The organism is Alteromonas sp. 009811495 (genome assembly GCF_028865455.1).
Lineage (GTDB): Bacteria > Pseudomonadota > Gammaproteobacteria > Enterobacterales > Alteromonadaceae > Alteromonas.
In genome coordinates this window covers 85,538-110,670 of sequence record NZ_CP113972.1, presented here as the reverse complement: position 1 = coordinate 110,670, position 25,133 = coordinate 85,538, and the positions used below count along the sequence as shown (strand labels likewise).

The window sequence follows — 25,133 nt, the reverse complement described above, 5'->3', positions numbered from 1 at the left end:
GGTATATGCTTTTGCTATTTCTAAGTCAAGCAAAAGCCCGTCTTAGCGGGCTATTTTTAGTACTACTTTTGAACACTTCTGAATGTAAAAAACCCGATGAACAATTTCATCGGGCTTTTGAACGTAATCACACTATAAGAAGCTGGTATAGTTATTCGTGTCTCAGTGCACTAATAGGGGCACATCGCGCAACACGAGCGGCGTTTCCACCTACCGTCAGCCAAGCAATCAGTACCGACATTAAACCCGCCCCAATACAGATAGGTATGAGCAAGAAGATATCGATACGATATGGAAATTGCTGAAGCCAACTTAGCATCAACCATACTGCAACTGGCCAAGCAATTACGTTGGCAAGTGCAACTGGCTGAGTGAACTGCCATACTAACAACTTCACAATATCACTCACTTCAGCCCCCATTACTTTGCGAATACCAATTTCTTTAGTTCGTCGCTCTGCGCTAAATGCGGCTAATCCGTATAGACCTAAACATGCAACAACAATCGCTAACACAGCAAAGGCACTAAACAGTTTCATTTGCGCATTTTCTTGCTGGTATTGGCGCTCTAACATGTCATTTAAGTAGCGAATATTCACTGGCTCTAGCGGTACAACACTACGCCACACTTTCTCTACGGCTTCACGTACTGCTTTGTCGTTGTTTGATGCATAGGTAATAGTCGCGACTCTAAAGCGGTTGGGATCTAGCAAATAGATTGACGGGCGAATATCAAACTTTACAGAGCGGAAATAAATATCGGGGATTACGCCCACCACCGTTAATTCAGACATACTGCCGGCATACGAGCTATGAATTGCAGCGCCAATGGCACTTTCTGGCGAATCAAAACCTAATTTTGTTACCGCAGAGCGATTAAGCACAATACTGCCTTTGCCCATAGTATCGCCCTCTTCCCCTATGAAAACATCGCCACTGTTGGCCTCGTTAAACAATCGGCCAGCGATAGGGGTAACGTTATAGTCGTCAAAGAAGCCATAACCCATTGAATAGTAGTTGAGCAATGCAGTTACAGGTTCGTTGTCATCATAACCAGGGCGCGTAAAGTTTGTATTGTTTTCATTGTCTTGAGACGGCGCTTCAGATGAAAAACTCACGCCTTTCACTTCAGGAATTGCCTCTAGCTGACTTTTAAGGGCGTCTCTGTTGTCGCGCGCAGCGCTTATATTCAGCACCAGTTTGTTATCTGATGTATAGCCCAAGTCCATGTTGTTGGCATGCTGTGTTTGCAGGTACACCACTGACGTACTAATCAGCAAGGCAATCGAAATTGCAAACTGCCCTACCACTAAGGCCGAACGTAATTTAGATGAACCACCTGCATCACTGCTTTTGCTCGCCTTTAACACACGACCTGGCATATACCGACTTAGCACTAATGCTGGGTAGCTACCTGCTCCTAGGCCTACTACAAGCACAATACCCGCTAATAAAAGCAATAAATCTGGTGACGAAAACAAATCGAACGTAATACTTTTATCAAGCACTTGGTTATAGAACGGCAGAGCAACTTCCACACCCACAAGTGCCAGCAATAGCGAAATAAACACTAGGCACACGGCTTCTACTAAAAATTGCACCGCAACTTGACCACGGCTTGCCCCAAGGACTTTGCGCATCGCGACTTCGCGGGCACGCAGACCTGCTCGAGCGGTAGACAGGTTCATAAAGTTAATACAGGCAATTAGCAGTATTAACATTGCCACCAGCGAGAATGTAAAGACCATACGATCGTTACCTAACTCAGTAAAATCGCCCATGTTACCCGCATGCTTATAGGCATGAAGATGTAGGTCTTCTAGCGGCATAAAGCGCAGCTGCACAGAATCCGTGACTTTTCTATCGCCCATCACGCCGCCCATGTCTTTGGCGTTTTGCGCGTAGGGGCTTTCATTGTTTAACCAGTAATTTAAACGCGCTTGTACTTGTTCAAGCTGCACGCCTTCGCGTAGTTTGAAGTAAGAATACACATTTACACTATTCCATGTATTAAGGAGTCCATCAAAGGTACTAAACAGTTGCACGTCCATGTAAACCAGCATGCTGATATCAAGGTGCGTGTTCTCAGGTAAGTCTTTCAGAACACCTGAAATCGCCAGCTCAATAGGTCTGCCTGCTACGCAGCATAATGTAAGGGTTTCGCCAATAACGTCTGTGCGTCCGAAGTAACGAATGGCAGTTTCTTCAGTAACTAACAGATCGTTCGGCTTGGCGAAGCTCTGCTCAATTGAGCCATGAACAAGGGGTAAATCGAAGATGTCGAAGAAGTATTCTTCACCCACCATCACACTGTCTTCAAAACCTTCACCGTCTTTTCTGATAGTAGTATTCATCGAGAAGATGCGTGCGCCCACTTCAATTTCATTTGGCATAAAATCGCGTACAGCAGGCATTACCATGCCGGCACTACGCACGGTTAGAAACGAAGGTCTACCGGGGTTTATGTACGCTGTATGCATGCGCACAACACGGCTACTGTCAGTCATCCATGCATCATAACCCGACTCTGAACGCACAAATAACATGATCAGAATGCAGCTCATTAAACCAATCGCAAGGCCTATGATATTAATCGCAGAAAACAGTGGCTTTTTGATGATATTGCGCCAGGCAATAAGAATATAATTACTAAACATAGTGCTACCCTACCGTTATGCCGCTTTCACATTTTCGGTAACCACGTGGCCATCGAATAAGTGGATTGTGCGTCGTGCGTAGTCAGCGTGTGACGGACTGTGTGTCACCATGACAATAGTGGTGCCTTCGTCGTTGAGTGCCTGCAGCATTTCCATTACTTCTTGACCATGGGCACTGTCTAGGTTCCCCGTTGGTTCATCGGCAAGGATCATCGACTGCCCACCAACCACGGCGCGTGCAACTGCAACTCGCTGTTGCTGACCGCCTGAAAGTTGCCCTGGCATGTGCTTGGCACGATGGGCAATGCCAACCTTGTCCATAACCTCAGCAACGCGCTTCTTGCGCTCACTTGCACTGATGTTGTGATAGAGCAGCGCAAGCTCGATATTCTCTTGCACGGTAAGCTCATCAATCAGGTTAAAGTTTTGAAAAATAAAGCCAATGTGGTGCTTTCTGATTTTCGAAAGCTGAGATTCGTTATAGTCAGCAATGTTTTCATCATTGAACCAGTACTCACCTGTACTTGGGTTATCAAGCATACCAATTATGTTTAACAGCGTTGATTTTCCACAGCCTGAGGGACCCATAATGGCTACAAACTCGCCTTTTTCTATTTCGATATTGACCCCGTTGAGGGCAAGTGTTTCAACTTCGTCAGTTTGGTAAATTCGCTTAAGATCGTTCATTTTCAACATTGTTCGTCCCTCATTTCTGGTCAATATATAAAACTTGCATGTCTAGATAGTCGGCGTATGAGCTCGTTATCACTTGTTCGCCAACCGATAAGCCTTCAATAACTTCAATAGCGTTGTTGTTGCGTCTGCCCAGTCGTACACTGCGACGAGTGGCCTGTGTTCCATCGCTACTCACAACAAATACCCAGTTCCCCCCCGTGTCTTGATAAAACGCACTGTTGGGAATAAGTACGGCTTCACTGGCATCCCCCAAAGTGAGCTTCATTTGTAAGGTTTGGCCACGGCGAATATCTGATGGCTGTTGTTGGTTAAAGGTAAGGTCAACTTCAAACTGGCCGTTTTGCACCTGCGGATAAATTTTGCTGATAGTGAGCCGATAATCGTCAAACACCGCTTGCTGCCCTAAATCGATGCGCGGAAGATAAAACTCGTCCACCAGCACACTCACTTTAAAGTCGTCTGGTGTATCAATTTGACCTAGGCGTTCACCGCGCCCAATGCTTTGGCCCACTTCAACACTAAAACCAGACAATTTGCCGCCCACTGGCGCGCGTACATTCATGTTCTCAAGGTTTTTGCGTGATATTTCTAAATTGTGCTCTAGGCGTTCGCCTGTACTTTTTAAGAAGGCGAGTTGTGACTCTTGCATTCGCGCATCAGATGCCTGGCTTTCTTTGGTAAGTGCTAAGCGCTGTTTATACCAATACAACTCGTCTGCGGTATCGTCGTATTGAGATTGACTAATAGAGTTAGTCGCTAACAGCGACGCTTCGCGTTCTAGCTTGCGAGTAAGTAGCTTAATTTGGTATTCGATATCGACCAAATCACGCTTATGCTGCAAGCGATTTTGTTCAAGGTTCAATTCAATACTGCGAATATTGTTAAGCTGCTCGGCAACCCGCGCCTCATTGCCTAGTACATTCAGTTGTAGGCTGGCATTTGACAGTTCTACAATGAGATCGCCCGCCGCTAGCTGCGCACCGTCTTCAACTAAAATGCGCTCAACTCTACCGCCTTCAATGGCATCTAAATACAGTGTACGACTTGGCACCACGCGCCCTCTAACGGGAATAAAGTCTTCAAATGTGCCGCGCGTCACGCTAGCCACAGATAAACGCTGCCCGTCGACTGACAAGCTTTTACTTTCGAAAGTGAACGCCTTATAAAAACCAAACAATACAAACAAGGCTACGGCAATTAGTGCGTATGGGGTGGTGTACCACGGCTTTGCTTTCTTCACCTTTCTGTCCATAGTTGCACCTGAATGTGCTGACTTGGCTTTCGCGTCTATGCTGCTAAGTTGAGTCATGGCTACTCTTTTTCATTGGTTAACGGTTATATGTGTTCGTCACAACTCGTTCAGCTAGGTACAGCCTTTGCTATATCAACCTACAGTCATGGACGTTATCTTGCGATGACTAACACAAGAAGCATTCCATAATCACAAAGCACTGATTTTTAATAGATTTAATGATTAATCACGAAAATTTGAACCACATTAAGTGTACGTTTATGAACAGTTGGTGTACGTTAATGAACACTAGAACAGCCATGGGGATGACATGAAGCAACAAGGAAGCGTGTTACTGGTAGATGACGATGAAGATATCTTGGTGGCAGGAAAACTGCTGCTTAAGCGCTTTTTTTCAGACGTTAGAATTTGTAACCAACCCGAACACATCCCTGTATTACTGAGCGAGCATCAATTTGATGCCATATTGCTTGATATGAATTTTGGGCCCGGTGAGAGTACTGGCGAGCAAGGGTATAATTGGTTAGATAAAATCATTGCTATCGATCCACAAGCGGTAGTGATTATGATTACGGCACATGGCGGTATTGATACCGCTGTTGAAGTTATGAAACGCGGCGCAACCGATTTTATTGCCAAACCATGGCAGAACGAAAAGGTAATAGCGACAGTTTCTTCTGCGGTAAAATTAGGACAGTCACGCGGTGAAGCAAGCGCGCTGCGCCAAACGAACCAAACGCTCACCAAGCTAACAAGCAAAAACAGTCAGCCTTTCATTGCCAGCGCAAGTGCAATGCAACCCGTAATGAATATTGTAGAGCGTTGCGCCCCTACCGATGCCAATGTGTTGATACTGGGTGAAAACGGCACGGGTAAAGAGGTTATAGCACGGGCTATTCACGATAGAAGCACGCGTAGCGACAACGTTTTTATTACGGTGGACTTAGGTGCGGTGCCAGAGTCGTTATTTGAAAGTGAATTATTCGGCCACAAAAAAGGGGCATTCACAGGCGCAATGGACGATCGCGTAGGGCGAATTTTAGCTGCCAATGGCGGTACGTTGTTTTTAGATGAAATTGGTAATTTACCAATGCATTTGCAAGCCAAACTGCTTGCAGTACTTGCCCAGCGCGAAGTTACGCCCGTTGGCGCAAATAAAGCAACGCCCTTTAACGTACGAATATTGGCTGCCACCAATATGCCCATAGACCAATTACGCGACGAACGCCGTTTTCGCCAAGACTTATTATTTAGACTCAACACCGTTGAACTTACGTTACCCGCTTTGCGTCAACGACAAGAGGACATTATTCCCATTGCCACTATGTACCTGGCAGATTACGCACGAAAATATGCCAAAGACGGTATTCGTTTAAGCGCTGCGTTACAAGATGCGTTTCTTGCTTACTCGTGGCCCGGCAATATACGCGAGCTTAAACACGCCATAGAGCGCGCTGTCATTTTATGTAATGGCGATGAATTGCGTGTAGAGGACTTCCAGCTTAGCCATGCTGTAACATCAGTAACATCACAAATACCTGCCTTGCAAAGCGAGCATGCAGTACAAGACATAGCATCTGCTCATTCAACGGCACCACCAGAATTAACACAGCCCACCAGCGCGGCGGGCGAACAATTTAACTTAGAAGAAATTGAAAAGCAGACTATTGCCAAGGCACTCAAAGCCTACCGCTATAACATTAGTCATGCCGCAAAAGCACTTGGGCTTACACGGGCTGCCCTTTATCGACGGATGGAAAAACATGGGCTTTAATCGATTTTCGCTATTACTAAGCATACGCGTGTGCTGCTTAATGGCATCGGTAGCCTTATCAGCATTTTTGTGGTTCACCCCAGGCTACACAGCAACATTTGTACTTACCGTAATGGTGGCTGTAGGCCTTGGTTTTGAAACCAGAAAGTTTGTTAGCAAAACCAATGCTGAACTGACCCGCTTTTTGGAATCGGTACGCCATGGCGAGCTAACTCAACGCTTTGCGTACCCTGAGTTTGGAAGCGGCTTTGAAAAACTGGGCGAGACCTTTACTGGTATTTTAAGCGACCTTCAGCAAAAACGTACCGAACAAGAGCAAACACTTCGGCATTTAAAAGCACTCGTCGAACAAGTGCCTGTACCGCTGTTAAGCCTATATGAAAATGGCGAAATAGTGCTGTGGAATCACAACGCTCGTAAGTTATTTGGCACCGTTCTGGTAAAAGACAAGCATGACTTAGCACAATTTTCTCCACACTTAGCCACCACGTTGGTCAATATTAGGCCCGGCGAAAAAGAGCTCGTTGAATTTGAAGCCGATGGCAGCACTCATAAACTGGCCGTGTCGGTATCGCACATAATTATTGCCGGTAAACAAGAAAAGCTTATCAGCTTACAAGATATTAATAGCGAGTTGGGCTTGGCGCAGTTACAGGCATGGCAAGCACTGGTTCGCGTGCTTACCCACGAAATCATGAATAGTATTACGCCCGTGGCGTCGCTAGCTGATACCACATCGCACTTAGTAAAAGATATTAAGCAAAACTACCAGCACAGCGACATGCTGTTGGCCGACTTGGATGATGTAGAACATGCTGCTGATACCCTATCTCGCCGCAGTAACGGGTTAATGCAGTTTGTAGGTAGTTATAAAAAACTCACGCGTTTACCCGCCCCCAATTTGCAACCTGTGAAGGTTAACGAGTTGCTTGAGCAAACTATTGCTGTGTTTGCTCAATCTTGGCAGCAAAAAGGCATAACTATTGATATGCAGCTGGGCTCAGCGCCTATTGTGATAGACGCCGACAGAAGCATGATTGAGCAAATCATCGTGAACATTATGCATAACGCAGAGCATGCGCTTAGTCAAAGTAACACCCCCAAGGTAACCATTAGTGTTCACTTAACCAAGCGCAGTAGATGTGTGATTGAAATAGCCGATAACGGGCCTGGTGTAGCCGATGACATTATCAGTAAAGTGTTTGTACCGTTTTTCACTACCAAGCGTGAAGGCACAGGCGTTGGGCTTGCGCTAACTCAGCAAATAATGGTGGCGCATGGCGGTCAAGTTAACGTAAGAAACCTTGAAAGTGGCGGCGCGTGTTTTAGTTTGGTGTTTTAATTCATCGCTTTGCTTTGATATTGGGTAGAACGTGACTTGTTACGATATTGCTTACGCCATGTAGACACATTCATACCGAATGTTCGCTTGAACAACCGGTTAAAGTGACCAGGGTCTTGATACCCCACAGCCCACGCTATTTCTTCAGCACTTTTGTCACTATGCTTTAGGTATTCTTTGCCTTGTTCAATTCGCAGTTGCTGCAAGTAACCAAGTGGCGTTTCGCCCGTTGCGTCTTTAAAACGACGCTTGAAAGTTCGCTCTGTCATATTCACTTTCGCAGCCATATCCGCAACACTGATCTGCTCAGTGAAATGAATTTCTAACCATTGCTGCACAGTTAGAATATCGTCATCTTGGTGATAGGTTTGGTGATTGATTGATGCCATATCGCTGGTAACGCCTCGACGGAAGTCCACCAAGAATGTTTGTTCTATCGCTTCGCCTACTTTTTTGCTCGACATTCGAGACACCAAGTAGACAATAATTTCTATGGCTGCATTTAAGCCAGCTGAACAATAAAGCTCACCCGTTGCAGTTATAAAGCGATCGGTTCTTACGTCAACTTTGGGGAACGATTTTGCAAAATGCGCTTGCTTGTGCCAGTGCGTTGTACTCATCCTGTCATCGAGTAAGCCAGCTTTTGCGAGAAAGTATGCGCCCGTGGCAGCAGCCATAATAGGTATACCCTGTTCATGCCACAATCGAAGCTTTGGATACAGTTCTTCTTGCTGATCCAATAAAGTATCAACGTCTCCCCATACGCTGTGCAGCAGCACCAAGTCAGTTTCTGTAATATCAGCAAGTGCGCAATCGGGAATGATTGCTAGGCCGCTAAAGGTTTTCGTGGGCTTTCCGTCAATGGTTACTAGCTTAATCGCGATAGGCATTCCAAATAGTTTTTCTTGTAAATCTGAAGCGAACTTTAGTACATCGTGAGTCAGACCCATACTAAGGCCCATGGTGTTCTCGCTGGCAAATAGCGTGACGTGATTTAGCATGCTTGTCCTTTTTTGCATAACCCTTTTATGAATGGCCGTAATAGTAACTGCGCATCTAAGTGGTGTTAGCCTGCGCGATATCACACTATTGCCAAAATCACATTAGTGGCCCGAATGGCCAATTAATTGTCCCAAGTCACACTGTTAACATTATTTTCACAAAATTACTATGAATACAGGCTCAATTTTGTGGAGACAAGGAATGCAATTTACTGAAGAGCACGATGCCTTAAGAAAAACCGTTCATGAGTTTGTTAACCAAGAAATGGATCCCTTCATCGACGAGTGGGAGCACGAAGGAATAGCACCACTTCATGCCCTCTTTAAGAAAATGGGTAACTTGGGGCTATTGGGTATTCAAAAGCCTGAAGCATACGGTGGGTCAGGTTTAGATTACAGCTACAACCTTGTATTTGCTGAAGAAATTGGCCGAGCTTATGGTGGCTCTGTACCCATGGCGATTGGCGTACAAACCGATATGGCAACACCCGCGCTGGCGCGTTTTGGTAGCGATGAACTCAAGCGAGATTTTTTAGCGCCGGCGATTGCAGGCGATATGGTGGCCTGTATAGGTGTCAGTGAGCCCGGAGCAGGCTCTGATGTTGCAGGACTTAAAACCACCGCCAGAACCGAGGGCGACGACTATGTCATCAACGGTACAAAAATGTGGATAACGAATGCTACACAAGCCGATTGGATTTGTCTTCTCGCCAACACCAGTGATGGACAAGTTCACGCCAATAAATCGCTAATTGTAGTACCGCTCAACACCCCTGGCATCACTATCAGTAAACCACTCAATAAACTTGGAATGCGCGCCAGTGACACTGGGCAAATTTTCTTTGACGACGTGAGAGTGCCAAAACGTTTTCTAATTGGTGAAGAGAACAAAGGTTTCACCATGCAAATGATGCAATTTCAGGAAGAGCGAATGTACGCGGCGGCGAGTGCGCTTAAAGGTATGGAACGCATCATTACCGACACCATTGAATGGACTAAAGAGCGTCATACCTTTGGGCAGCCGGTAATTAACAATCAAACTGTTCACTTCATGCTAGCCGAATTACAAAGCGAAGTAGAAGCACTTCGCGCGTTAACGTGGCAAGCCTGCCAAGAGCACATAGATGGTAAAGACGCCACATATTTAGCGTCTATCGCGAAATTGAAAAGCGGCCGATTGTGGCGACAAGTTACCGATGGATGCCTGCAGTATTGGGGGGGTATGGGCTTTATGTGGGATAACCCCGTAGCACGCGCGTATCGCGATACTCGCATACTATCGATAGCGGGCGGCAGTGACGAAATGATGCTTGGCATTATTGCTAAGTACATGGACATATTCCCTAAACGTAGATAACGCTCTGGTGCACTATGAATGCGGTAAACACGCTTTTAAACAATAAACTTAAACTCCCCGTTATTTGTGCGCCTATGTTTTTGGTGTCTACACCAAAGCTGGTGATTAGTGCCTGCAAAAATGGCGTGGTCGGGAGCTTTCCGGCATTTAACACGCGTACGCAAGCGGCACTGGATGAATGGTTAACGACTATTGCGACAGCCCTTGAAGCTGAGCAAGTTGCAAATCCCAGCGCACGTATCGCCCCCTATGCCGTTAATATGGTGGTTCATCCCTCTAATAAGCGGTTGGATGCTGATTTCGACGTAGTAAGAAAACACAAGGTTCCTTTCGTGATCACAAGTCAGGGCAACCCAAGTGCCATTACCCAAGCCGTACATGAGTGGGGCGGTATTGTATTTCACGATGTCATTAATGTTGCCCATGCCAAAAAAGCGATAAAGGCAGGCGTAGATGGTCTTATTTTGGTGGCTTCTGGCGCAGGGGGGCACGCAGGAGAAGTGAACCCATTTGCTTTGGTGCGTGAAGTGCGCGAGTTTTGGCACGGTCCCATCGTGTTAGCGGGTTCAATAAATGATGGGTTTGGCATACGAGCGGCTGAAGTATTAGGCGCAAATTACAGCTATATGGGTACCCGCTTTATCGCAACTGAAGAAGCGGAAGTGGACCCTGACTACAAGGCAATGTTAGTTACATCGAGCGTAGATGACTTGGTATTCACTGACACGTTCACTGGCGTAAAGTGCCACTTTCTAAAGCCTTCTATTGCTCGCGCCGGCGTTGATTTAGGGGATATTGAAGGCAAAGACAGTGTTGATTTAGACCTTGGTGGCAGTAATGCATGGAAAGACATGTGGAGCGCAGGCCACGGTGTGAGCGGCATTCACAGTGTGATTTCAGTAAAGCAGCTTGTCACTCAGTTGCACGAAGAGTACCAGCGCGCGGTGGGAACTGAACCGTTTCCTCACACTCATTCAAACCATCATGTTAAGAGCGCATAAATTATGGCTGTTATCTCTTCAACAATCGATACACAAAGTAATGAGTTTCAAGCCAACTTCGCGGTAATGCTAGATGCAGTAAATGAATTTAAAGAGATAGAAAGGCGCGTTGTTGTAAAAGCTCAAGAAAAAGCACCGCGGTATGAACAAAAAGGGCTCTTGTCGCCAAGAGACAGGTTGTCGCTGCTACTGGATGCAGATAAGCCGTTCATGCCATTGGCAAGTCTGTGCGGCTATATGCAAGAGGGCGATAAGGATGGCAGCGCCGCGGGCGGTGGTGTAATAGCGGGTATTGGCTATGTTGCGAACACGCGCTGCATCGTTATGGTGGATGACTATCTCACTAGGGGTGGCAGTATTACTGAACTTGGTAGTAAAAAGCGTCTTCGCATGTACCACATAGCGCTTCAGCAAAAGCTACCGGTTATTGCACTTTCACAAAGCGGTGGCGGTGATTTGACATCTCTTGGTGACTGGTTTGGTTTTTCCGCTGCCGGCTTTGCTATGCAGGCGCGTTTGTCTGCGGCAGGTATTCCACAAATTACGGTTGTCCATGGAAGCGCTACTGCAGGCGGTGCTTACCAACCTGGTCTATCAGACTACGTGGTAATGATTAAAGAGCAGTCTACCGTTTATCTTGCGGGTCCGCCTTTGCTCAAAGCAGCCACTGGCGAAATTGCTACCGACGAAGAAATTGGTGGGGCACAAATGCACGGTGAAGTGTCTGGCGTAGCCGATTTTATTGCTCAAGATGATGCCGACAGTATCCGTATTGCACGCGAGATAGCAGCATCACTTCAGTGGGATCACAGCGCAAGCCAATCGCAAAACCTACATAACAACCCACCTATCTACGCCTCGTCAGAGTTACTTGGCGTGGTGCCTAAAGACGCTAAAACCCCTTACGATGTGCGCGAAGTCATTGCTCGCGTGGCAGACAGCTCAGATTTTGTCGATTTTAAACCCGAATTTGATATGGGCACAGTTTGTGGCTTCATCACCATCGAGGGACAACGCTGTGGTGTGGTTGGCAACAACGCCCCCATTACCGCCAATGGTGCTGCCAAAGCGGCTCAGTTTATTCAACTATGTGAGCAAGCGGGCACCCCCATCACATTTTTGCATAACACCACTGGCTTTTTAGTTGGTACAGAGTCGGAGCGCGCGGGCATCATCAAACATGGCGCAAAGCTTATTCAAGCCGTAACTAATTGCACAGTACCCAAGGTTAGTATTGTGCTTGGTGGTTCGTTTGGTGCTGGCAACTATGCTATGGCGGGGCGAGGTATAGAGCCTGACTTCATGTTTGCTTGGCCAAGAACAGTGGTGGCGGTAATGGGGCCCGCACAAGCTGGTAGTGTGCTGCGCACAGTTGCCCACGCCAAAATGGCGCGCAGTGGCGAGGTTGACGACGCAAAGCTAACAGCGCTTGAGCAACATACTGTCAGCGTAATGGAAGCCAAATCCCGAGCACTGGCAAATTCAGCCAGATTGTGGGACGACGGTATTATCGACCCTCAAGACACACGCGCAGTACTCGCGTTTGTGCTGTCGATTTGCCGAGCAGCGAAAAACAAACACCTTAATCCAACAAGTTTTGGTATTGGTCGGCTTTAAACACTAAGCCTGATAACGGAATACGCTATATGACACAGTTTGACACGCAATCGTTTGACGAAATCACCACCGCAGTCACCAACAACGTACTGCATATTCATTTCAACCGGCCTCACAAGAAAAATGCAATGAACTTAGCGCTAGTCAACGATGTGGTTACGTGCTTTGACATGCTTGAATCTAGTGGAATACGCGCCGTAGTGATTGAGGGTAGCGATGGCAATTTTTGTGCTGGTGGCGACATCTCTGACATGCACTTATCCTCCCTCAGCGAGCAGGAGCGCGACCATACAATATGGCAATTTAATCGCAGTTTTGGCCACATGATAACGAAAGTAAAACATGCTCCCACTGTGGTGGTGGCGGTGGTAGAAGGTGCTGTTCTAGGGGGCGGATTCGGTCTTGCCTGTGTTGCGGATATTACGCTTGCCAGTGACACCGCTTTTTTCGCATTACCTGAAACAGGATTAGGTGTAATTCCCGCCCAAATTGCGCCATTTGTCGCGATGCGCCTTGGCGTAGATCAGGCTAAGCGCTTAGCACTAACCGGAGAAAAGCTAAATGCTCAGCAAGCTCTGCAATTAGGTTTAGTGCATCAAGTAAGTTCAACGACAACATTAGGCGCAACCCTTGATGACTTGCTCAGCAAAATAAAGCGTTGCGCGCCTAAAGCGAATGCCATCACCAAAAAGCTCTTGCTGGAAGTGAATGATCAACCATTAGAACCTTTGCTTGATCAGGCTGCCTCGCAATTTGTTCAGTCGCTTTCTTCTTCAGAGGGCGTGGAAGGAACCCAAGCGTTTATGCACAAACGCGCCCCCTCATGGTACGAGTAAATCAATTATGACAACGTTAATTAGAAAGATTGTAGTGGCTAACCGCGGAGAAATAGCCTGCCGCATTATTCGTACCGCCCATGAGCAAGGTTTTTTTACCGTTGCTCTTTACAGCGACGCTGATGCTAACGCACTCCACGTAAGGCAGGCAGATGAGGCCGTGCGCATAGGTGCCGCTGATGCCGCCTCTTCGTATTTGAACATTGACAGTATTATTCGTGCAGCGAAATTGACTAATGCAGATGCTGTTCATCCGGGCTATGGCTTTTTGTCGGAAAATGCCGATTTCGCAAACGCATGCGAAGCGGCGAACCTAATATTTATAGGTCCAAGTGCTAATGCTATTGAGTTGATGGGCAGCAAGCGACTTTCGAAATTAGCAATGATTAAGGCGGGTGTACCCTGCGTTCCGGGGTATCAAGGCGCTGAGCAAAGTAATGCCACACTACTTCAAAAAGCCAACGAAATAGGCTTCCCCATTATGATAAAGGCCAGTGCTGGGGGCGGCGGAAAAGGAATGCGCTTAGTAAACGATGCCACAGACCTAGCATCGCAAATTACTATGGCACGCTCGGAGGCTCTGAATGCTTTTGGCAGTGATGAGCTTATTTTAGAGCGAGCGTTGATATCGCCACGGCATATTGAAATTCAAGTGTTTGCCGACAACAAGGGGAACACAATATACCTAGGTGAGCGTGACTGCTCTATACAACGCAGGCATCAAAAAGTTATTGAAGAGGCGCCCTCCCCCTTCATTGATGCTGAACTTCGCAAGCGCATGGGCGACGCCGCTGTTAACGCAGCGAAAGCGTGCGGCTATCGGGGAGCGGGTACAGTTGAATTTTTAGTAGATGAAGACAGACAGTTCTACTTTTTAGAAATGAACACACGCCTGCAAGTCGAACATCCGGTTACTGAAATGGTCATTGGCATTGACCTAGTAGCGTGGCAACTCAGCGTGGCCTGTGGTGAACCACTACCGCTATCACAAAACGACATAACTATAACAGGTCATGCCATCGAGGCACGCTTGTATGCTGAAGATCCTAGGCAAGATTTTATGCCTCAAACTGGAAACGTTTATTGCTGGCGCGAGGCAGACAACACCAGAACTGACCACGGCATCTACACAAATCAAAAAGTAAGCACTCACTATGATCCAATGCTCGCCAAAGTTATAGTGTGGGCGGAAAACAGAAACACAGCTGCGCGCAAACTCAGCCGCGCCCTGTATCAAACGCAACTGCTTGGGGTAAACACCAACAAACACTTCTTGCAGAATATACTTACCAGTACGGCATTTCTTAGTAACGACGTGACCACTCATTTTATCAGTAAATATGCTGATACCGATGAAATGCGTGGTGCCTCCTCGCCCTCTTTTGCACTGTTAGCCATCGCAACAGTACTCTTTAGTACGCAACATGAAATTCGCGCTGAAAAATGGGAGAACACCACTCCACTAGATTACCCAATAAAGCTGCTGTGCAACGGCGAAACCACGTTACTTACTGTTACACATCAATTAGGGCAGTTTGTTGTGCGCTGTAAGCAAACTAAACAACAAGCGACCATTTATTTGGTTAGCCAAACCCCAAACACCGCTGTTATAGAGTTTGATAACCGACGACACTTGATTAGCTACGCAATAAAACAAAACAGCCTGTTTATTGATGATGGAAGTGGACATTTTCATATTGAGCAAGTAACTCACCAGCCCACACAGCCTTTATTAGGCAATGATCCACAGCAGTGCACCGATATTTGCGCTGTGATGGATGGCGTCATTGTTGCGCTTTTGCTGGAAAATGGCGCCGACGTTAAGGCAGGCGATACGGTTGCCATTATGGAAGCGATGAAAATGGAACATCCGCTAAAAGCCAAGACTAGTGGGTTAGTAAGCCTAAGTACTTTACGCGCTGGCGACCAGGTTAAATCTAAGCAGGTAATAGCCACCATTTTGCCAAATAAGGAGCCATCTGATGCGTAGTAGTACTGTGCGTATTGGCGGGGCATCCGCCTTCTACGGAGATAGCCAGTTATCTGCACGACAACTGGTGGACAAGGGAAACATTGATTACCTCGTTTTTGATTACTTGGCTGAAGTAACGATGGCTATTTTGTCTCAAGCTCACAAAAAAGATCCTCGTCTAGGTTACGCCATTGATTTTGTCACCGTGGCGATGAACGACGTACTAAGAGATTGCGCAGAAAAAGGTATTAAAATTATTGCGAATGCGGGTGGCGTGAATGTACCAGGTTGCATCGCCGCACTTAAAGCACTGTGCGCTGAAAAAAACGTAAACCTAAACATTGTTGGCATATATGGCGACAACTTACTGCCACTGCATCACGACATAGATGGCAAACAACAACGTCTTAATGCCGTTAGCACAGATACTAGTGATCTGGATTCAGGTCGCGCGCTTCCTGAACACCTTTCGTCGATGAATGCCTATCTTGGTGCCACTCCCATCGCCGATGCTTTAGCGGCGGGCGCCGACATTGTTATCACAGGGCGTGTAGTTGATAGCGCCTTAGTACTAGGGCCCCTAATTCACGAGTTTAACTGGCAAACAGATGATTATGACCTATTGGCGCAAGGTGCACTTGCAGGGCACATTATTGAATGTGGTGCGCAATGCACTGGGGGAAATTTTACTGATTGGGAAACTGTACCCAACTTTGCCAACATGAGTTACCCCATTGCAGAAGTGAATGCCTCTGGAGAATTTACCCTTTCCATTGCCCCTAATACTGGTGGCATTGCAACTACGGCGAGCGTTGCTGAGCAACTTGTTTATGAAATTGGTGATCCTGCCAACTATTTGCTGCCCGACGTGGCCTGCGACTTCACAGACGTACAGCTTACTCAAATTAGCCAAGACAACGTTATGGTATCAGGCGCTAAGGGGCGAGCGCCGGGGAATAACTACAAGGTGTGCGCGACCTACGTTGATGGCTTCAAACTTACGGGCACTTTTTTTATTGCCGGGTTAAACGTTAAAAATAAAGCGCTCGCTAATATCAATGCGTTAGTCTCGCGCACGGAGCATGCCTTACAACAAAAAGGAATGCCCCCCTACATCGATACTTGCATTGAGATATTAGGCACCGAAGCGACTTTTGGCCCTCATTCCACGGCGCAACATGCCAGAGAAGTAGTGGCCAGATTTACACTTCACCACAGCAACATTAAAGCGCTTTTTTTTGCTGCTAGCGAGATGGCGTATTTGGCGACGTCGGCAGCGCCAGGAATGGCAGCATTTGGCACTGGCCGGCCCAAACCTCAGCCACTTATTCGTATTCATTCATTTCTTATCGATAAAAGTACAGTGGATGTGCAAATTCAAAAAAACGACACCGTAATCAGTAGCAAAATATACGACGCTGCACAGTTCAGTGAGCCTGCCGAGGGTACCACTTATGCTTTATCTGACAGCCGCTACGGGCCTATTGATAAGAGCACTGACACTACTTCGGTGCCACTTATTGAACTGGCTTATGCGAGAAGCGGTGACAAGGGAGACAACTTGAATATTGGTGTTATTGCGCGCCACCCTTACCTAGTGCGTTTTTTATATCACGCATTAAGTGAATCGGTTGTTCAGGCGTTTTTTGCTTATGCCGTAAAGGGAGACGTTAAACGCTACAGCCTTCCTGGAATAAACGGGTTCAATTTTTTCATAACCCAAGCGCTTGGTGGTGGCGGCACAGCCTCGCTTCGAACGGATAGTCAAGGAAAGTCAGCGGCTCAAACTCTGCTAACTATGATGCTAGAGGTTCCCACATCGCTTATGCCTTACACCAAAAGCGGAGGTCGTTAAATGCCTTATCAATCAAGTTTAGCCGCTGACAGCTTTATCAATACAACCATTGTCATTACAGGCGGCGGTAGTGGTATTGGTCGATGCACAGCACACGAATTGGCGTCGTTGGGCGCTACTGTTGTACTTATAGGAAGAAGCGAAGACAAACTCATTTCAACTGTTGAAGAAATAAAGGAAGACGGTGGCTCTGCAAGCTACTACTGCTTAGATATTCGTGACGAAGAGGCTGTAAGCGCAACCTTAGACGCGATGTTAATAGAGCACCCTAGAGTGCATGGACTCGTGAATATGGCCGGCGGCCAATTTAGAGCACCACTTAGCGCCATATCGCAGAAGGGCTTTGAGCGAGTAGTGCAAACCAACTTATTAGGTGGTTTTTTAATGGCAAAGAACCTATTCAATAAACACTTTGAGGCGCACGGCGGCAACATAGTGAATATTACGGCAGACAACAAGAACGGTATGCCTGGTATGGGCCATTCCGGCGCTGCACGCGCAGGAGTAGAAAATCTTACCAAAACTGCCGCATGGGAATGGGGACCGCACGGCGTTCGCGTCAATACCGTTGCGCCAGGTTGGGTGGCCTCATCAGGTTTAGATACCTACCCAGACGACATGAAGCAGGCATTGCGTAACCTAAAACACGCCGTTCCGCTTGGCAGGATTGCCAGTGAAGCAGAAATTTCAGCCACGGTGTGTTTTTTACTTAGTCGAGGCGCAAACTTTATAACCGGACAAACACTTTTTGTGGATGGTGGTGCGAGTATGGGCTCAGCCCCTGCACTGTATCCGTTAAAGCACTCTGACAAGCCCACCAGTGAAACATGGAATGGCTTTCATCGCAGCGCAATCCCACGCGTATTGCAATAACCGCAAGGACATCAGCATGAACCAACAAGAACTCGAAAAAAATTTAGTGGAACGCGTGGCAATGGGCGATCTTCTGCGACGACGAGCTAGAGACAGTGCCACCCTACCCGCGTTGGTCGACTACTATGGCGACGCACGCCGTGAAGTAAGCTATGGCGAGTTAAACAATAGAGTAAATCAATTGGCACACGCGCTTATACAAGAGGGAGTAAAACAAGGCGATAAACTGGCCATATTAGCCATTAATCAGATAGATGTAGTGGTTACTTATTTTGCCTGTTACAAACTTGCCGTTATTGCAGTTCCTATCAACTTTATGCAAAGCGTTGACGATGTGCGCTTTAATTTGGAACACAGCGAAACTCGCGTTATTGTTTATGACCCTATGCTTGCTGATCTGGTGCACGCGAGCACACAGAACAATAACAACCTTGCTTTTACCATCGCGTTAGGCGAAGACAAAGGCCGCGCAACCTTCGCGTTTAAATCCTTTATTGCACAGCGTGACACTGCTGAAGTTGAAGACAGAATCATCGCCGACAGAGATACCGCCCATATGATTTACACATCGGGCACCACTTCAAAGCCAAAAGCGGTGGAAACCTCTCACCTATCGCTGACTATCGCGGCGTTAACTGGCGCACTTGAGCTATCACTAAATGTGCAGTGCAAAATGTTGCTGGTATTACCCATGTTTCATTGCACAGCGCTTTCTATTCTATACCCCACAATAATGCGCAGCGGTTGCTGTGTATTGCACGCCGCTTTCGATCCAATGTTGATAGTAGATAGCCTTGAAAAAGAAAAGGTTGAGACATCAGTGTTGCTACCTATGATGTGGAACGCGCTGATGGCAACACCAGACTTCGATAAACGTGACTTTAGCCATTTTGAGCTGGCCATATACGGCATGGCTCCAATGAGCCAACAGAATAGACAGCAAATTCGTGATGCGTTTGGCTGTAAAATCCACTTAGGCAGCGGTCAAACAGAATTTAGCCCAGTGTCGTGCCTGTTCAAAGACGGCAGCAGCACTGAATTTGAAGAAGGGAACTATTGGGGTGTGCCACTTTGCTTCACCGAGCAAGCCGTTATAGATGAGAACGGAAATGAAGTGGCGCAAGGTGAAGTGGGTGAAATTGTATGGCGCGGCCCGCAAGTGATGAACGGTTATTTCAAAAACCCGACAGCAAGCGAGTCGGCGTACAAGTATGGTTGGCATCATACAGGCGATCTGGGCTTTATTGATGCCGAAGGCCAACTTATGTTTATCGACAGAGTAAAAGACACCATAAAATCGGGCGGTGAGAATGTATCATCACAAAAAGTAGAGCAGACACTGTGCTTGCTACCTGAAGTAGATGCTGCTGCAGCCATTGGCGTGCCCCACCCGCACTGGGGAGAAGCAGTATGCGTTTGTGTTGTTGGAGCCAACTTAGACGAAGAAGCGTTGCCTGCTATAGTCGCATTTTGCAAAACCAAGCTAGGCAAATTTGAAGTACCAAAACAGATTTTTATTTGCGAATCGTTGCCGATGACTAGCACAGGGAAAGTACGCAAAGTCGAACTACGTGAACAGTACAGAGAATTTTTCCAAAAAGAAGCGCTACATTCGTAGCGCTTAATTTAAAAAAACTGCGAACCCAACCTCCCCTTGCTCCGTCTTTATGTAAAAAGATAAGGGCATTCAATGTTAATACCTCTACTATTACTGATACTGACCTTTCTAATTGGTGTACTTGAGATTGTTATAAACCAATGACAAATGCAGACATAGAGCTACTGGTTATCGAGCTTCAATTTGGCAATCGAATAGCCCTTGGCACGCTCTATCAACACTTTCACATCGCCATGCGCAAGTACGCAGTATTGCGGGTAAAAGATGCCATGGTTGCTGACGACCTTGTGCAAAATGTGTGGTGTAAAGTAGCCAAGCGCGTAACCAAGCTAAACGATGTATCGCTTTTTAAAAGCTGGCTTTACAAAGCGCTGCGTTGGGAAATTATCGACTGGTACAGGATATCGAGCAAAGAAGTGGTAATGGACAGTGATATACCAGAAAAAGCCATTGAACTGGTATACAACGAACCTTTATCACCGTTAAAGCAACTGTTTACGCTGCCAGCTAACGAACGTGACGTGGCAGAACTGTATTACCTAAACGATTTAAACACAAAAGAAATAAGCCTAGTGGCGGGCATTCCATTAGGCACAGTAAAGTCGCGCTTACACCGCGCTCGGGCTTTACTAAAGCAACGCATTTCAAATACGGAGTACGGTTATGACGACTAAATCAGACGATGATATTAAGCACTACCTAAAACAACAGTCGCAAGAGTTAGACAACATGTTAGGCGATGGCTTAACCGATTACTTAAAGCTGGGATTTGCCAGTAACTTCTCTGGCATTATGAAACTAGGCTATGCCATTGTAATAGCACTTACTGTGGCGCTGTTTTATTGTGGGTATCAGTTCTTCACTGCACCAGAAGTAAATCAAGTATTTTGGGGGGTACTGCTGATACTGAGCTTTAACGCACAGGTAGCCACTAAGCTTTGGATATTCATGCAAACTAATCGCAACATGCTTTCAAAAGAAATGCGCATGATAGAAGTACGACAGCGCGCATGGTTTGCGGCCCAAAACGCAAAAATGCATGAATAGCGGCATGGTTAGCCTGCATTGTTCTTGGTAATTGAAGGTGATAGTCTGAGCTTACTAAAAGGACTTGGTAAGTAATCTTATATGAAAAACCTTATTTGGATTGTGTGTGTCTTACTTGCGTTTACTGCAGGCTATTTTGTTAATCATTTTTCTTCTGAAACGCTTTCTTTGGATGCTCAGCCTCAAGCACCTATTTCAGCCCCAAAAGATGCTACTGACAACAATAGCTTTGTTACTTCCAATACAACCGCACTTACGCCATCGACAAATACTGTAGAAAGCGAAAACGACGTTCGAGCACCTACTACCGACGAAATTGCCCAACAGCTTAAGGCACTCATCGGTAGCAACCCTATGGCGCTTACCTTTTCTGAAATGGCTAACTTTTACAGTTTTGTAGGGGAATTATCTGAAGTGCAATTGTTGGCGGTTATTCAAGAGTTATCAAATACAGGTGTTAAAGAGAACCAATCAGCACTTATGATGTTGTTTAGTCGGTATACCGAAATTAACGCAGCCGCGGCCATCGACTTTGCCAAAACGGAAATAGGCGATGAACGGCTTCAAAGTGCCATGCTGAACATAAGCTTAATCAGTCTAGCCCAGCAGGACCCCTTAGCTTCTTATGAACACTTTATCAGGCTAACAGACGCACAACAGAACATAGCGAGGGCTAGCAACATGCACCTCACTGGTAGTTTGATGCCAATTTTCTCGAGCTTGGCAAAGCAAGATTTGTCGCTCGCGATTGATAAGTTGTACGAGCTAAACAAACTCGGACACAAACTTATGTTGCCAATGTGGGGACTAACTCAGAACCTTGAGTCGAAACAAGAGTTCGTTGATTTACTGACACTGACTAAATCTTTAGATAACCATGAAATTGAAGAAGGCATTATTAGTAATTGGACTAGGCATAACCCCGAGGAAGTGGGCGCCTGGCTTCTTGAAGATTATGATGGTGAACGCCTTGAGCAGCTAAAAGATAATTTTATTTTGACCTGGGCTTCGAACGACAGAGAGAAAAGTGGAAACTGGCTTATAGACAATACAGCGCCCGACAAGGTGCAAAGAAAAGTTGTCAACTTCCTGCGCTCTTGGGCTTGGGACGAACCTAAAGCCGCTATGCAATGGTTCTCTAAACAACCGAACGCGATTTACAACCAAAAAACGTTTGCGGAATTCATTAATGATGCAGCCTCTTCAAACCCTCAATTTGCCATGAACTACATGAGCTATCTTGATAGTAAAAAAGACCAACAGCGACTTTCAGAAACTATATATCAGGGTTTAAAACGTAGAAGTACTCAGCAGGCCAAGGACTTTTTGGAGCAATCGCCGTTTAAAGATGAAATTCTTGAATTTGATGAATACTTGAAAAAATCGCTATAAGATCGAACCGAACAAAGCTGCGAATTAGTAAACATTTTGACGAAGAATATTACCTACTATTCTGCCAATGCTTCTGAACTGGCAAGGCAATATAACAGCCTTCCGTTTGAAGCTGTCCATAAGGATTGGCTTAACGAAATTCCTAAAGACGGAATGGTGCTTGATGTAGGTGCGGGGTCAGGCCGTGATGCTCGCTACTTAGCAGCCAAAGGCCTTGGTGTGGTAGCCGTTGAACCGTCAAATGGCATTCGCGAACTTGCCCAGCAGTATACAGTTTCTAACCCCATTCATTGGATTGCTGACTCGCTACCAGAACTTACTGAAGTATTTAGGCTACAAACCAAGTTCGACCTTATTTTACTCAGTGCTGTGTGGATGCACATTGCACCATCGTCACGAGAACGCGCCTTTAGAAAGCTATCTTCACTATTAAAACCCAACGGCAAATTGATTATTTCTCTGCGCCACGGTATTTGTGACGATGAGCGCACCATGTACGACGTTTCGGCAGATGAGTTAGCGAAGTTTGCTAGCCAATTCGGCCTTACTTACCGACTGCTTACTAACGAACAAAGCGCAGATGTATTAGGGCGTGATGGTGTGACATGGCAAACGGTTATGCTTACTTTGCCAGATAATGGCACGGGCGCATTTCCACTTATTAGAAACATTGTAGTAAACGACAGTAAATCATCTACCTACAAGGTTGGCTTGCTTAGAGCGTTACTGAGGATAGCTGAAGGTCACCCAGGGGCCGTTATTGAACAAACCAGTGAACATGTTGTACTGCCTGTTGGGCTTGTTGCCCTTTACTGGTTAAAGCTTTACAAGCCCCTTGTTGATCAGTTTGGTATGCAGCAAAACAGCAACTCGAGTAAAGGGCTTGGATTCATAACAGAAAACGGCTGGGAGCGCTTTACTGGTTATTCAAGTAACGACTTTTATATCGGCGCACATTACACAGACAACGAAAGCGTGCAGGCACTGTATCAGGCGCTTAAGGATATAGCCTCAACCATCAAAACCATGCCAGCCAAATACACTACACTACCTGGCACGAAAGAAAGTGTATTTCACGTAGAGCTTAACAAAACTAAACGCCCCACAACTGACCTACGTTTAGACTTCAACTTCTTATCTTCACTGGGTAAGTTTTGTGTTCCGGTACATATTTGGGATTCGTTAACGCAATTTAGCGTATGGATAGAGCCTGCGTTAATCAATGAATGGTCTTCGTTGATGGCGGGTTACGGGCGCAACAAAGAACAGAAATTTACCAAGTTAGACTACTTAAATGCACTGAAATGGGAAGACCCTGAACGTACTACCGCAAAAATTCGCAAGCGAGTAAGTGAGCTAATGGCCAATGAACACGTTGCATGTTGTTGGTCTGGCAAAAAGCTGATAGCAAAAAATTACGCTATTGACCATGCCTTCCCCTTCGCGCGATGGCCCAACAACGACCTATGGAACCTGTTGCCTACCAAGGCCCAAATAAATGCCAAAAAGTCAGACAAGCTACCTACAGGCCTAAAGCTTTCAAGTTCTAGAGAACTGATAGTGCACTGGTGGAAACAAGGCTGGCAGCACGATAAAAATGAGTTTTTCAGCCAAGCAAATTTAGCACTGCCAAACCTTCGCCCAGATAACACAAACTTTGAAGATGTTTTTGAGGCATTTACGCTTCAACGCGATCGAATAAAAGCGTTGCAGCAGCTGGAGGACTGGTAGCAGTGATAGCGCGTCTTTTGCCTTACCAACTTAAGTATTCAGGTCGATCAACTCATGAAAAGCCTCAATCGCCTTTTCAAAAGATTCATCATGTTCAAAATAGAGTTTGCTTAAGCGGCTCTTTTTTATCTGATAGGCGTTGCTTGCGAACGCTAGCGCCTCTCGAAAACTCTCGAACTCTTGTTCAAATACCGTAAACGCTTGGTGTTGCGGTGCAGCAACGCGTGTAAAGCTGCCATTCACTTCATAGTCGAAGCCTGCAAAACGAACTCTTGAAAGGGTTTCTTTACCTAAACGCATACCGCCTTTAAGGCTTATTTGAAATGCGGCATCCATTTCTTCAATCTCATCTATGCTCCAATGGTTAAAAACCCTAATTGCTTTTGAGTATTTTTCTGACAAGAGCCTTTTTAAAACACTTACTCTGTGTTCCAAAGTACCGTTGTTTTGGTTTTTCAGAAGGTCACAACATTCATTACACGCTGGAACTGAAATAAAGTCCGCCACTTTGCTACCTTCGCGCCAGTCGTGAATAAATTTAATCGGTGGAATAAAGTCGTTTTGAGCCGACTCGCAGCCACAATAGAAGCAGAGGTGGAAATCTGCCGAATGCACCGCGCGCAGCGGTGAGTAGTACTTTTCATAATTCATATGTGTTGCCTTTAAAGTGGCACAAAAGATAGGTGCCACTTAATGCGCCCACTATTCTTCAATTTGAATACTGAACTCTGGCATTGCTTGAATTACTTTTTTCACTGTGCAGCTATTTGCGGCAGCTAAAAGAGGCTTTTTATATTTTTCGGGAAAGCCTTCAGGCAAGGTAACTTTAATAGAAAACGCTTTATGGTATTTATCTTCACCAATCGTACTGTGCTCTTGGGTTAAACTTATACCGTCTGTGCTTATGTCTCTAGCCTCACAGAATTTGCGAATATAAAACGCCGCACATAACGGCATGCTAGCTAAGAAGTAATCGAACGGTTCAGGATAAGCCTCTTCGCCCCCAGCAGATACACTTTGATCGCTTATAATTTGATGCTTACCAAAACTCGCCTGCAACTTTTGACCTTCTAGAAGTGCGATATCAATTTTCATCTCTGCGTCCTTATATTC

General features: G+C 46.1%; 20 protein-coding genes. 14 read left to right on the top strand and 6 right to left on the bottom strand.

The window, feature by feature from the left end:
• Window positions 1-151 precede the first annotated feature (151 nt).
• The 3 genes from OZ660_RS00505 to OZ660_RS00495 are packed head-to-tail and all read right to left on the bottom strand — an operon-like array spanning window position 152 to window position 4,661.
• A complete protein-coding gene (locus OZ660_RS00505) occupies window positions 152-2,656 on the bottom strand; it encodes an ABC transporter permease (protein WP_274742195.1) in 2,505 nt (834 codons plus the stop codon).
• Window positions 2,657-2,671: 15 nt separating this feature from the next.
• Window positions 2,672-3,352 (bottom strand): ABC transporter ATP-binding protein, encoded by a 681-nt coding sequence (locus tag OZ660_RS00500; protein ID WP_202263109.1) that lies wholly within the window; start codon window positions 3,350-3,352, stop codon window positions 2,672-2,674.
• 10 nt (window positions 3,353-3,362) lie between these two features.
• Complete coding sequence (locus OZ660_RS00495) at window positions 3,363-4,661, bottom strand: efflux RND transporter periplasmic adaptor subunit (protein ID WP_274742194.1); 1,299 nt, start codon at window positions 4,659-4,661, stop codon at window positions 3,363-3,365.
• A 253-nt stretch (window positions 4,662-4,914) separates the two neighbouring features.
• On the opposite strand from OZ660_RS00495, the gene OZ660_RS00490 reads away from it, so the two are divergent.
• Both OZ660_RS00490 and OZ660_RS00485 read left to right on the top strand, forming a co-directional pair.
• A complete protein-coding gene (locus tag OZ660_RS00490; RefSeq protein ID WP_274742193.1) occupies window positions 4,915-6,378 on the top strand; it encodes a sigma-54-dependent transcriptional regulator in 1,464 nt (487 codons plus the stop codon).
• The gene (locus OZ660_RS00485; protein ID WP_274742192.1) at window positions 6,368-7,720 is read left to right on the top strand and encodes a sensor histidine kinase; all 1,353 of its coding nucleotides are present in this window, start codon (window positions 6,368-6,370) and stop codon (window positions 7,718-7,720) included. The genes OZ660_RS00490 and OZ660_RS00485 overlap by 11 nt, the downstream gene beginning before the upstream one ends.
• Here the strand turns inward: OZ660_RS00485 and OZ660_RS00480 are convergent.
• A complete protein-coding gene (locus tag OZ660_RS00480; RefSeq protein ID WP_274742191.1) occupies window positions 7,717-8,721 on the bottom strand; it encodes a GlxA family transcriptional regulator in 1,005 nt (334 codons plus the stop codon). The genes OZ660_RS00485 and OZ660_RS00480 overlap by 4 nt on opposite strands.
• Window positions 8,722-8,923: 202 nt before the next feature.
• Between OZ660_RS00480 and OZ660_RS00475 the strand changes: the two genes are divergently transcribed.
• From OZ660_RS00475 to OZ660_RS00420, 12 genes are all read left to right on the top strand, one after another.
• Window positions 8,924-10,078 (top strand): acyl-CoA dehydrogenase family protein, encoded by a 1,155-nt coding sequence (locus OZ660_RS00475; RefSeq protein ID WP_274742190.1) that lies wholly within the window; start codon window positions 8,924-8,926, stop codon window positions 10,076-10,078.
• Between the two features lie 14 nt (window positions 10,079-10,092).
• On the top strand, window positions 10,093-11,079 hold the full coding sequence (locus OZ660_RS00470) for an NAD(P)H-dependent flavin oxidoreductase (protein ID WP_274742189.1): 987 nt from the start codon (window positions 10,093-10,095) through the stop codon (window positions 11,077-11,079).
• A gap of 3 nt (window positions 11,080-11,082) precedes the next feature.
• Window positions 11,083-12,696, top strand: coding sequence for an acyl-CoA carboxylase subunit beta (locus OZ660_RS00465; RefSeq protein ID WP_274742188.1), 1,614 nt, complete (start codon window positions 11,083-11,085; stop codon window positions 12,694-12,696).
• Between the two features lie 29 nt (window positions 12,697-12,725).
• Complete coding sequence (locus tag OZ660_RS00460) at window positions 12,726-13,532, top strand: enoyl-CoA hydratase/isomerase family protein (protein WP_274742187.1); 807 nt, start codon at window positions 12,726-12,728, stop codon at window positions 13,530-13,532.
• Window positions 13,533-13,539: 7 nt separating this feature from the next.
• The gene (locus tag OZ660_RS00455) at window positions 13,540-15,522 is read left to right on the top strand and encodes an acetyl/propionyl/methylcrotonyl-CoA carboxylase subunit alpha (RefSeq protein WP_274742186.1); all 1,983 of its coding nucleotides are present in this window, start codon (window positions 13,540-13,542) and stop codon (window positions 15,520-15,522) included.
• Window positions 15,515-17,359 (top strand): acyclic terpene utilization AtuA family protein, encoded by a 1,845-nt coding sequence (locus OZ660_RS00450; protein ID WP_274742185.1) that lies wholly within the window; start codon window positions 15,515-15,517, stop codon window positions 17,357-17,359. The genes OZ660_RS00455 and OZ660_RS00450 overlap by 8 nt, the downstream gene beginning before the upstream one ends.
• A complete protein-coding gene (locus OZ660_RS00445; protein ID WP_274742184.1) occupies window positions 17,360-18,232 on the top strand; it encodes an SDR family oxidoreductase in 873 nt (290 codons plus the stop codon).
• 16 nt (window positions 18,233-18,248) lie between these two features.
• Window positions 18,249-19,850 (top strand): class I adenylate-forming enzyme family protein, encoded by a 1,602-nt coding sequence (locus tag OZ660_RS00440; RefSeq protein WP_274742183.1) that lies wholly within the window; start codon window positions 18,249-18,251, stop codon window positions 19,848-19,850.
• A 140-nt stretch (window positions 19,851-19,990) separates the two neighbouring features.
• Window positions 19,991-20,524: an RNA polymerase sigma factor gene (locus tag OZ660_RS00435; RefSeq protein WP_274742182.1), complete on the top strand. Its 534-nt coding sequence runs from the start codon at window positions 19,991-19,993 to the stop codon at window positions 20,522-20,524.
• Window positions 20,514-20,897, top strand: coding sequence for a DUF6768 family protein (locus OZ660_RS00430; protein WP_274742181.1), 384 nt, complete (start codon window positions 20,514-20,516; stop codon window positions 20,895-20,897). Before OZ660_RS00435 ends, OZ660_RS00430 begins: the two co-directional genes overlap by 11 nt.
• 81 nt (window positions 20,898-20,978) lie before the next feature.
• Complete coding sequence (locus OZ660_RS00425; RefSeq protein ID WP_274742180.1) at window positions 20,979-22,289, top strand: hypothetical protein; 1,311 nt, start codon at window positions 20,979-20,981, stop codon at window positions 22,287-22,289.
• Between the two features lie 36 nt (window positions 22,290-22,325).
• The gene (locus tag OZ660_RS00420; protein ID WP_274742179.1) at window positions 22,326-24,020 is read left to right on the top strand and encodes a class I SAM-dependent methyltransferase; all 1,695 of its coding nucleotides are present in this window, start codon (window positions 22,326-22,328) and stop codon (window positions 24,018-24,020) included.
• Window positions 24,021-24,050: 30 nt separating this feature from the next.
• Here OZ660_RS00420 and OZ660_RS00415 read toward each other — a convergent pair whose 3' ends face one another.
• Window positions 24,051-24,671 (bottom strand): hypothetical protein, encoded by a 621-nt coding sequence (locus tag OZ660_RS00415; RefSeq protein ID WP_274742178.1) that lies wholly within the window; start codon window positions 24,669-24,671, stop codon window positions 24,051-24,053.
• A gap of 51 nt (window positions 24,672-24,722) precedes the next feature.
• Window positions 24,723-25,115, bottom strand: a complete 393-nt coding sequence (locus tag OZ660_RS00410) for an OsmC family protein (protein WP_202263091.1) — start codon at window positions 25,113-25,115, stop codon at window positions 24,723-24,725.
• Window positions 25,116-25,133 lie beyond the last annotated feature (18 nt).

Bases quoted from the DNA above. Each gene is read 5' to 3' on its own strand.
- OZ660_RS00505 (WP_274742195.1), bottom strand. From the start codon at position 2,656: ATGTTTAGTAATTATATTCTTATTGCCTGGCGCAATATCATCAAAAAG.
- OZ660_RS00500 (WP_202263109.1), bottom strand. From the start codon at position 3,352: ATGTTGAAAATGAACGATCTTAAGCGAATTTACCAAACTGACGAAGTT.
- OZ660_RS00495 (WP_274742194.1), bottom strand. From the start codon at position 4,661: ATGACTCAACTTAGCAGCATAGACGCGAAAGCCAAGTCAGCACATTCA.
- OZ660_RS00490 (WP_274742193.1), top strand. From the start codon at position 4,915: ATGAAGCAACAAGGAAGCGTGTTACTGGTAGATGACGATGAAGATATC.
- OZ660_RS00485 (WP_274742192.1), top strand. From the start codon at position 6,368: ATGGGCTTTAATCGATTTTCGCTATTACTAAGCATACGCGTGTGCTGC.
- OZ660_RS00480 (WP_274742191.1), bottom strand. From the start codon at position 8,721: ATGCTAAATCACGTCACGCTATTTGCCAGCGAGAACACCATGGGCCTT.
- OZ660_RS00475 (WP_274742190.1), top strand. From the start codon at position 8,924: ATGCAATTTACTGAAGAGCACGATGCCTTAAGAAAAACCGTTCATGAG.
- OZ660_RS00470 (WP_274742189.1), top strand. From the start codon at position 10,093: ATGAATGCGGTAAACACGCTTTTAAACAATAAACTTAAACTCCCCGTT.
- OZ660_RS00465 (WP_274742188.1), top strand. From the start codon at position 11,083: ATGGCTGTTATCTCTTCAACAATCGATACACAAAGTAATGAGTTTCAA.
- OZ660_RS00460 (WP_274742187.1), top strand. From the start codon at position 12,726: ATGACACAGTTTGACACGCAATCGTTTGACGAAATCACCACCGCAGTC.
- OZ660_RS00455 (WP_274742186.1), top strand. From the start codon at position 13,540: ATGACAACGTTAATTAGAAAGATTGTAGTGGCTAACCGCGGAGAAATA.
- OZ660_RS00450 (WP_274742185.1), top strand. From the start codon at position 15,515: ATGCGTAGTAGTACTGTGCGTATTGGCGGGGCATCCGCCTTCTACGGA.
- OZ660_RS00445 (WP_274742184.1), top strand. From the start codon at position 17,360: ATGCCTTATCAATCAAGTTTAGCCGCTGACAGCTTTATCAATACAACC.
- OZ660_RS00440 (WP_274742183.1), top strand. From the start codon at position 18,249: ATGAACCAACAAGAACTCGAAAAAAATTTAGTGGAACGCGTGGCAATG.
- OZ660_RS00435 (WP_274742182.1), top strand. From the start codon at position 19,991: ATGACAAATGCAGACATAGAGCTACTGGTTATCGAGCTTCAATTTGGC.
- OZ660_RS00430 (WP_274742181.1), top strand. From the start codon at position 20,514: ATGACGACTAAATCAGACGATGATATTAAGCACTACCTAAAACAACAG.
- OZ660_RS00425 (WP_274742180.1), top strand. From the start codon at position 20,979: ATGAAAAACCTTATTTGGATTGTGTGTGTCTTACTTGCGTTTACTGCA.
- OZ660_RS00415 (WP_274742178.1), bottom strand. From the start codon at position 24,671: ATGAATTATGAAAAGTACTACTCACCGCTGCGCGCGGTGCATTCGGCA.
- OZ660_RS00410 (WP_202263091.1), bottom strand. From the start codon at position 25,115: ATGAAAATTGATATCGCACTTCTAGAAGGTCAAAAGTTGCAGGCGAGT.